This window comes from Collinsella sp. AM31-2AC (assembly GCF_003469285.1).
GTDB lineage: Bacteria > Actinomycetota > Coriobacteriia > Coriobacteriales > Coriobacteriaceae > Collinsella > Collinsella aerofaciens_AT.
In genome coordinates this window covers 1-7,390 of the sequence record NZ_QSJB01000032.1, presented here as the reverse complement: position 1 = coordinate 7,390, position 7,390 = coordinate 1, and the positions used below count along the sequence as shown (strand labels likewise).

6 protein-coding genes and 1 rRNA gene are annotated in these 7,390 nt (G+C 59.9%); all 7 read right to left on the bottom strand.

What is annotated here, in order from left to right; genetic code table 11:
• Window positions 1-106 precede the first annotated feature (106 nt).
• Window positions 107-2,491, bottom strand: coding sequence for a tRNA (adenosine(37)-N6)-threonylcarbamoyltransferase complex transferase subunit TsaD (tsaD, locus tag DW796_RS10140; protein WP_117736899.1), 2,385 nt, complete (start codon window positions 2,489-2,491; stop codon window positions 107-109).
• Window positions 2,478-2,984, bottom strand: coding sequence for a tRNA (adenosine(37)-N6)-threonylcarbamoyltransferase complex ATPase subunit type 1 TsaE (tsaE, locus tag DW796_RS10135; protein ID WP_089573670.1), 507 nt, complete (start codon window positions 2,982-2,984; stop codon window positions 2,478-2,480). Before tsaE ends, tsaD begins: the two co-directional genes overlap by 14 nt.
• A 12-nt stretch (window positions 2,985-2,996) precedes the next feature.
• The gene (locus tag DW796_RS10130) at window positions 2,997-3,617 is read right to left on the bottom strand and encodes a uracil-DNA glycosylase (RefSeq protein ID WP_089573671.1); all 621 of its coding nucleotides are present in this window, start codon (window positions 3,615-3,617) and stop codon (window positions 2,997-2,999) included.
• 8 nt (window positions 3,618-3,625) lie between these two features.
• The gene (gene alr / locus DW796_RS10125; protein ID WP_118095228.1) at window positions 3,626-4,771 is read right to left on the bottom strand and encodes an alanine racemase; all 1,146 of its coding nucleotides are present in this window, start codon (window positions 4,769-4,771) and stop codon (window positions 3,626-3,628) included.
• A 2-nt stretch (window positions 4,772-4,773) separates the two neighbouring features.
• Window positions 4,774-6,390 carry an NAD(P)H-hydrate dehydratase gene (locus tag DW796_RS10120; RefSeq protein ID WP_082435564.1) on the bottom strand — a complete coding sequence of 539 codons (1,617 nt, stop codon included), beginning with the start codon at window positions 6,388-6,390 and terminating at the stop codon, window positions 4,774-4,776.
• Window positions 6,391-6,930 carry a holo-ACP synthase gene (gene acpS / locus DW796_RS10115; RefSeq protein ID WP_117655164.1) on the bottom strand — a complete coding sequence of 180 codons (540 nt, stop codon included), beginning with the start codon at window positions 6,928-6,930 and terminating at the stop codon, window positions 6,391-6,393.
• Window positions 6,931-7,105: 175 nt separating this feature from the next.
• Window positions 7,106-7,221, bottom strand: a 5S ribosomal RNA gene (gene rrf, locus DW796_RS10110).
• Window positions 7,222-7,390: the final 169 nt, after the last annotated feature.

Here is a 7,390-nt window from a genome sequence, read left to right as displayed (position 1 = left end):
TTCCGCACGCAAAGAAGGCCACTTAATGTGGCCTTCGTCTTGCGCAGGACTGTAGAGCAGGAAACCTTATATCCGGCCCCTCCGTCCGGGGACCGCGCCGTACCAGCTACAGCGTCATGTTTGGATCGGCGTCGACGTCGAACGGCGAGATTTCTCCTCGGTCGAATTTACGGCGGGCAACCTCTGCGATCATGGCGGCGTTGTCGGTGCACGCCGAAAGCGGTGGCACCGTTACGCGGATCCCCTGACGCCCAAGCTTCTTGATCATCATCTCGCGCAGATGCGGATTAGCCGAGACGCCGCCGCCGATGCAGTATTCCTTGCATCCGGTGGCATGCAGGGCGTTTTTGGCCTTCTTGTACTGAACGTCAAAGACGGCTGCCTCAAACGAGGCCGCCAGATCGGGCAGGTGAATCGTGCGCCCGGCCTTGGTCTCCTGCTCGATGTAGAGCGTCACGGCCGTTTTAAGACCCGAAAGCGAGAAACGATAGTCTCCCCTGCTGTTAAGCGCGCGAGGAAAATCGATCGCGCGGGGGTTGCCCGTCTCGGCCAGCTTGGAGATGATGGGGCCACCGGGATAGCCCAGACCCAACGCCTTGGCTACCTTGTCGAAGGCCTCGCCCACAGCATCGTCGAGTGTCTCACCAAGTACCTCGTAGTCGCCCCATGCCTTCACGTGCACGAGCATGGTATGACCGCCCGAGACGAGCGTGAAGATAAACGGCGGCCTGAGATCGGGCTGCGCCAGCAGGTTGGCGAACAGATGGCCCTCCAGATGGTTGACGCACACGAGCGGCTTGCCGGCGGCATAGGCAAAGCCCTTGGCGAAGGCGACGCCCACTACCAGAGCACCCACCAGGCCCGGACCCTGCGTCACGCCAACAGCGGCGAGTTCGCTCGGCGCGATGGCTCCACCCTCAAGACCAAGCGATGCTGCGGCATCCTCGAGCGCCGCATCCACGACGCTCACAATCACCTCAACGTGTTTGCGCGAGGCGATCTCGGGCACCACGCCGCCAAAGCGGGCGTGAAAATCAATCTGTGTCGACACCTGGTTGGCCAGCATATTGCCATCCGCATCGATAATCGCCACGGCCGTCTCGTCGCAGGAGCTCTCGATAGCGAGCACTAGGCGGCGGCGCTCAATTTCGGCACGCTCCCCCTCGGAGCGCCCAGGCGCAGGCAGCGGCCATACGCGCTGCTCTGCCGCCGTCGGCTCGGGCGAAGCATTATCGACCGGAAGCACCAGGGGCAGCGGAGCCGTCATGACGATGGCGTCCTTGCCGGCACCATAGTAGCCGCGGCGACGGCCAGCCTCGGTAAAGCCCAGAGCGTTATAAAGCGCGGTCGCTCCCTCGTTACCGTCCTCGACCTCGAGCGAAGCCGTAGTGCAGCCGAGCATCTGGGCATCATAGCTCACATGCGACAGCAGCTTGCGGGCAATGCCCTCACGGCGATGTGCCGGGTCGACGGCGACATCCAGAATCTGCACATCACCGTCCACGACCATACCGCCGGCAAGGCCCAGCAGCTTGCCGTCGTCGTGTGCCACCCACCAACTACGCGGCGCAGCGACGTCCTCGCCCAGTTCGGACAGGAACATGCCCGGCGTCCATGCCTCGTGTCCGGCACCTTCAAAGCAGGCAGCCTCCAGCGCGCTTGCGCCCTCGGCATCCGCCGCGCCCATGGGACGGAACTGCAGATGACGACCGGCGAGCTCATCGGCAACACCCGTAATTTCGCTCTGCGCACTCTCGGCAAGACCAAGACGCTTGCGCTCGTTTTCCTCGGCATCCGAAAGGCGCGTGTAAATCGGCAGGACGCGGGCCGGATCGCCGTCACCCGCAGCGTGCGCGAGCAGCAAGCCCTCGCCCGAAGGCCACCACAGGTCACGCTCCACGCAGCGGGCGGCCTCGTCCTCACCCAGCAGCTTGCCATAGCGCACTAGACCGTCACCGGTCAGCTGAACCTGGCCCCAGTCCGCTGCTTGGCGCCACTCATCGAGCGCCACGGCGGCCTTGACCACGTGTTCGCGCTCAAATTGACGCTCGGGACCCTCATCGACCAGCATATACAGCGCCGGATATACCTCACCGCGCATAGCATCGGCCAAGATACCAAGCTTGCCGCGCACGCCAGCCTTCCACGCCGTCCAAGCGCAAGCGTCGAGCGTCGACACGCCCAGCAGCGGAACATTGGCACCACGCGCGAGGCCCTTGGCAGTGGAGATGCCGATGCGCACACCCGTAAAGGACCCCGGGCCGCGGCCGACCACATAGCAACCAACATCGCTGCGATCCAGACCGGCTTGAGCCAGCACGCCATCAACGGTATTCACGAGCTCAACGTTGGCGTGACGGCGACACATGTGGTCGCCACTCACGAGCTTCGTCTCACCCGTCTGCCCATCAATCCAGCTTGCCGCGCAGGCAAGCATGTCAGTCGAGGTATCGAGCGCCACCACCAGCGCGTTGTCGTTATGCAAGCTCATCTTGTACAGCCTTATCAATCAAATGGGAAAGCTCCATTGCGCGGTCACCGTGCGCCTCAAGCGTTATCGTTCGCACGTCGCTGTCGCCCTCATCACGCCTGAGCGTCACCGAAAGATACTCATCCGTCAGCTCGTCCTGGAATTGTTCGCCCCATTCCAGCAGGCAAGCACCCTCATAGCCCAGCACATCGAAAATGCCCGTATCCTCGAGCTCGTAGGCATGCTCCAGGCGGTATAGATCAAAGTGAAACAGCGGAATACGACCTTGATCGTGAACGGCCATGAGGGCGAACGTAGGGCTCGTAACCATATGCCCATCGCCCAGCCCGCGCGAGACGCCCTTGGTAAAGTGAGTTTTGCCCACTCCCAGGCCACCGGTCAGGATGAGCACATCGCCGTCCTCAAGGCACGGTGCAATTAGCTCGCCAAAGTACTCCGTATCGGCAGCGCAAGTCGTTTTGTAAGTACCTACCCCCAGGCGCTCCAGGGACATATATGCTCCTTATTATTCCGAGGCGTCCTCTGGCGCGGGATGTCGCTCCAGATAGTCGCCCAGCATCTTAAAGTCTTCCTCCAGCAGCTCCTGCCACGCCGGATTGCGCAGCGCTGCTGCCGGATGGAACGTGGGCATTACCACAAAATGCCCCATCTGGTGGAACCTGCCGCGCAGCTTAGTAATGCCAATCTCGGTCTTTAGCACAAAGTGCGTCGCGGGGTTGCCGAGCGTCACAATAATATCGGGCCAGATGCTTCGAATCTGCTCACGCAAAAATGGCGAGCAAGCCAGCACTTCCTCGGGACGCGGATTGCGGTTTCCCGGCGGGCGGCACTTAAGCACGTTGGCAATGTAGACGTCTTCGCGTTTGAGCCCCGCCAGCGACAAAATGCCGTTGAGGTCCTCGCCTGCCGCCCCCACAAAGGGCTCGCCCTGCAAATCCTCATTGCGGCCCGGCGCCTCGCCAATAAACATCACGCGAGCGTGGGGGTTTCCCACGCCAAACACGATGTTATGGCGCGACTGGTAAAGCTGGCAAAGGTGACAATCGCCCAGAACGGCCTCGATCTCCTCGAGTGCGACCTCACGCGGCGCCTGATGGCTATGGCCGGGGATGTGCATGACGCCCATAGCGACTCCTACACGTAGACCTTGTCGAGACGCATACCAAAGCCGCAAGCGACCTCGTAGTTAATCGTGCCGCGTAGGCGCGCCATCTCGTCCATGGTAATCTCGGCATCTCCATCGCGGCCGACAATGATCATCTCGTCACCATGCTCGGCCTCGGGAATCTCATGCGCCGGGTTGGACTGAATGGCGACCATAAACTGGTCCATGCAGATATTGCCCACCTGACGCACACGCTCGCCGCGATACAGCACGTCCATACGATTGGAAAGCGTACGCGAAAGGCCATCGGCATAACCGATCGGAAGGGTGCAGATCTGAACGCGCGTGCGCGGTACGCGGTAGGTAAAGCCGTAGCCCACGCCCTCGCCCATCGCAGGATGCGCCACGCGCGTCACACGCGCGTGGACGCTCATGACGGGATCAAGCTGCATCACGCGACCACTCAGCTCACATGGCTGCAGACCATACAAACCGATGCCGGCACGAATCATGTCAAAGTGCATTGAAGAATCGAGCATCGAGGACGGCGTATTGGCACAATGCACGATACCGCATTCAAAACCTGCGTCCTTAATGGCCTGAACGGCCTCGGTAAAACGCTGGCACTGCAGCTTGTAGTCCCAACCCGAAGGTTCATCGGCCGTGGCAAAGTGCGTAAATACGCCGTCGCACTGGATGCCGCGATGGAAACTGATGCCGCGTACAAAGTCGAGCACCTGTGTGTAGTGAACACCGATACGATTCATGCCCGTCTCGATGGCAAGATGGTACTTGCCCACCTTGCCCGCCGCGACGGCGCATTCGCCATACGCAAGAGCAAAATCGGACGTATAGACCGAGGGCATGATATCGAATTCGAGCAATGCAGGAATAGCCTCGATAGGCGGCTCGCTTAGGATGAGGATGGGTTTCGTAATCCCGCCCTGTCGGAGCCCAACGCCCTCGTTAACCGTCGCCACGGCAAACATGTCGGCACCGGCCGAATACATGATCTTGGCACACTCAACAGCTCCATGACCATAAGCATCGGCCTTGACCACGCAGCACAGGCGCTGACGCGGATTCAACAAGTTCTTATAGGCCCTCGTGTTGCGACGGAGCGCCCCGCGGTCGATCTCGACCCAGGACCAGCGCGTCAAATCGGCTTTATTCATGATTAGTCATCCGACCCTTCGTCCATGATTCCCAGATCTTCGAGCGCATCCTTTGCCGCCAGCTCCATGGCAGGACCGATCAAGTCGATAAGATCGGTCGCGATGACGCTCTTCTCACCATACTCCGTCGCCGCGGCAAAACCGGCGTAGCTGTGAAGTGCGACGGCGTACGAATACAGCAACTCCCAACGATCCATCTCGTCGCGCATGGTGGCAAGCGTGCCGGCCAAAATACCCGCGAGAACATCACCCGAACCGGCAGTTGCCAGAGAAGCCGGACCCGAGAGTGGCAGCAGCACGCGCTCAACGCCACAGATAGCCGTCGTCGGCCCCTTGGCTATGACCACCAGATTGTCGGAGCCTGCAGCCCAGACAACCTTCTGCGCGGCCGCAATCGCGGTACCAAGGTCGTTCACCTCGTCACCGGCAACCAGGCGCGAAAGCTCACGATAGTGCGGCGTCATAACCAACGGCTGCTCGCGGCGATACATCTCGGGGTTACTATCAATACCGTCAATGGCAATCTTAGCAAGGCAGTTGAGTGCATCGGCGTCCAAAATTAGCGGTACATCAAGCTCGAGCAAGCCCGAAACCACCTGCATAGCGCCGGCAGACGTCGTCATACCGGGACCGCACAGCACGCAGCTGTACTTCTTTGCGATCTCGCACACCGTCATGCGCGCAGCGGCGCCAAAGGAGCCGCGGGAATCAGACGGAATAGCAAAGACCGGAATCGAAGGAAGTGCCATGCGAATGAGATTGGCGCAGGCGTCAGGAGCCGCGACTGCCACGTAACCAGCACCCGCGCGAGCTGCAGACTTGGCCGCCATAATGGCAGCACCAGGATATTGCGCAGATCCGGCGACAATAAGCACGGAGCCACGGGAATACTTATCGATATTCGATGGTAGCGGAGCAAAGTAATCAACTAAGTCACCGGGCTCGACAATCTCGGCGGCGTGGTCGACATCATCGATGACCTCGTCAAGACGGTCGTAAAGATTGCCGCAGATCAAATCGCCAGCATACTCAGGACCATCAGCGCTATACAGACCAATCTTGGGCGCAATCATCGTCACCGTGCGCTCGGCACGAATGCAGTCGTCATCAACAACGCCCGTCTCTGCATTCAGGCCCGAGGGGACATCAATGGATACGACACAATCGGCGCATTCATTGACCGTAGGAATCCAAATGGAGAACGGCGCACGCAGATTCCCGTGGAAACCGGTACCAAAAATGGCATCGACAACAACATCGGCCTTATCGATCAAAACCTCGAGTTCATCACGCGAGGGGCCGACGCAAACGTGCACATCGCGGCCGGCAGTACGACGAGCAACATGACGTGCCAGAGCAGCAGGAATCTCATCCGGTTCAACCGGAGAAACGATATCCACGTCCACACCCTTATGGCTCAGGATATCGGCGGCAACCCAACCGTCGCCGCCATTATTACCAAAACCGACCAAAACGAGAACCCGATCGGGATTGAGCTTCAAGACCTCGTTAGCGGCAAACTCACCCGCTAGCTCCATAAGCTCGGCCTTCGAAGTCCCTTCGCGTTCGATGATATCCTCGAGACGAACGACTTCCTCGGTACTCAAAACCGGTTTCATCTATGCTCCTAGCGTATCTTGCGAAGCATCGCCCAGGTGCTCCGTCAATGCTGAATTCTGCAGCTGCTCGAGCTCATCTAATACAGAGCGAGCCTCTTTAAATGTCTGCGCAACGCGTTTCTTGGTGCTCACCTTTTCATCTTTTGGCTTAGGCCGAGCATCTTCGGTAATCGCGATGGCATTCGCAACGGCCAAGTCTCCCGTAAGCGTAATGGAAAGAGCGACCTCAACAACGCCCAGTTCTTGAGCGATCTCGAGAGCACGGCCCGAAAGCAGCGCCTTCGGTTTGCCGAGTTTATCACGCGTTACCGAAACATCCTTGCGACCCACGCCTTGACTAAAACCCGTGCCGAGAGCTTTAAGCACCGCCTCGCGCGAAGCAAAGCGGCTCGCATAGTGAGCAGCGGGACGCGATGATGCATCGCAATACGCACGCTCTTCTTCGGTAAACACACGCCGAGCAAACGACGGCGTCTTTTCAAGAATTGATTTCATGCGGGAAATCTCGACGATATCAACGCCGATACCAGCTTCAGCCATGTTCACCTCCATATCGCACAGACTAAGTTATTGTAGCCCGTTCACAGAAGATGCGACAAACGAGGGTTATAAAACACAGCTACTATGTGAGACAAATTGCCCGAGATACAAAAAAGGGGGAGGCCGCGAGGCCTCCCCCTTCTTCAAGTCATCCGACGGCTCGGTGCCGTCCACCGGTCAGCGGCGCCCTGGCCTCCCACGGGCTGGCCCCGCAGTACTCTCGGCGCGATGGGGCTTAGCTTCCGGGTTCGGAACGGGACCGGGCGTGCCCCCCATGCTCTGGCCGCTGACCGGTGGGCGGCGCCCACCGTTACGGTGTCCGGTATCGCATACACGTGCCCTGGGGGCCGCATGGCGCATAGGAAAGACGACTCGGGGGCATCCTCGTGCCCGGACCGCGCGCATGAGCGCTGGGTCCCGCGGGCCGCGAGGTGCGGTTCCGGAAGAGCTCGGGCGATTA

What these genes read in the sequence shown, in the direction of transcription:
- DW796_RS10120 (WP_082435564.1), bottom strand. Translation starts at nt 6,390, where the DNA reads ATGAAACCGGTTTTGAGTACCGAGGAAGTCGTTCGTCTCGAGGATATC.
- alr (WP_118095228.1), bottom strand. Translation starts at nt 4,771, where the DNA reads ATGAATAAAGCCGATTTGACGCGCTGGTCCTGGGTCGAGATCGACCGC.
- DW796_RS10130 (WP_089573671.1), bottom strand. Translation starts at nt 3,617, where the DNA reads ATGGGCGTCATGCACATCCCCGGCCATAGCCATCAGGCGCCGCGTGAG.
- tsaE (WP_089573670.1), bottom strand. Translation starts at nt 2,984, where the DNA reads ATGTCCCTGGAGCGCCTGGGGGTAGGTACTTACAAAACGACTTGCGCT.
- tsaD (WP_117736899.1), bottom strand. Translation starts at nt 2,491, where the DNA reads ATGAGCTTGCATAACGACAACGCGCTGGTGGTGGCGCTCGATACCTCG.
- acpS (WP_117655164.1), bottom strand. Translation starts at nt 6,930, where the DNA reads ATGGCTGAAGCTGGTATCGGCGTTGATATCGTCGAGATTTCCCGCATG.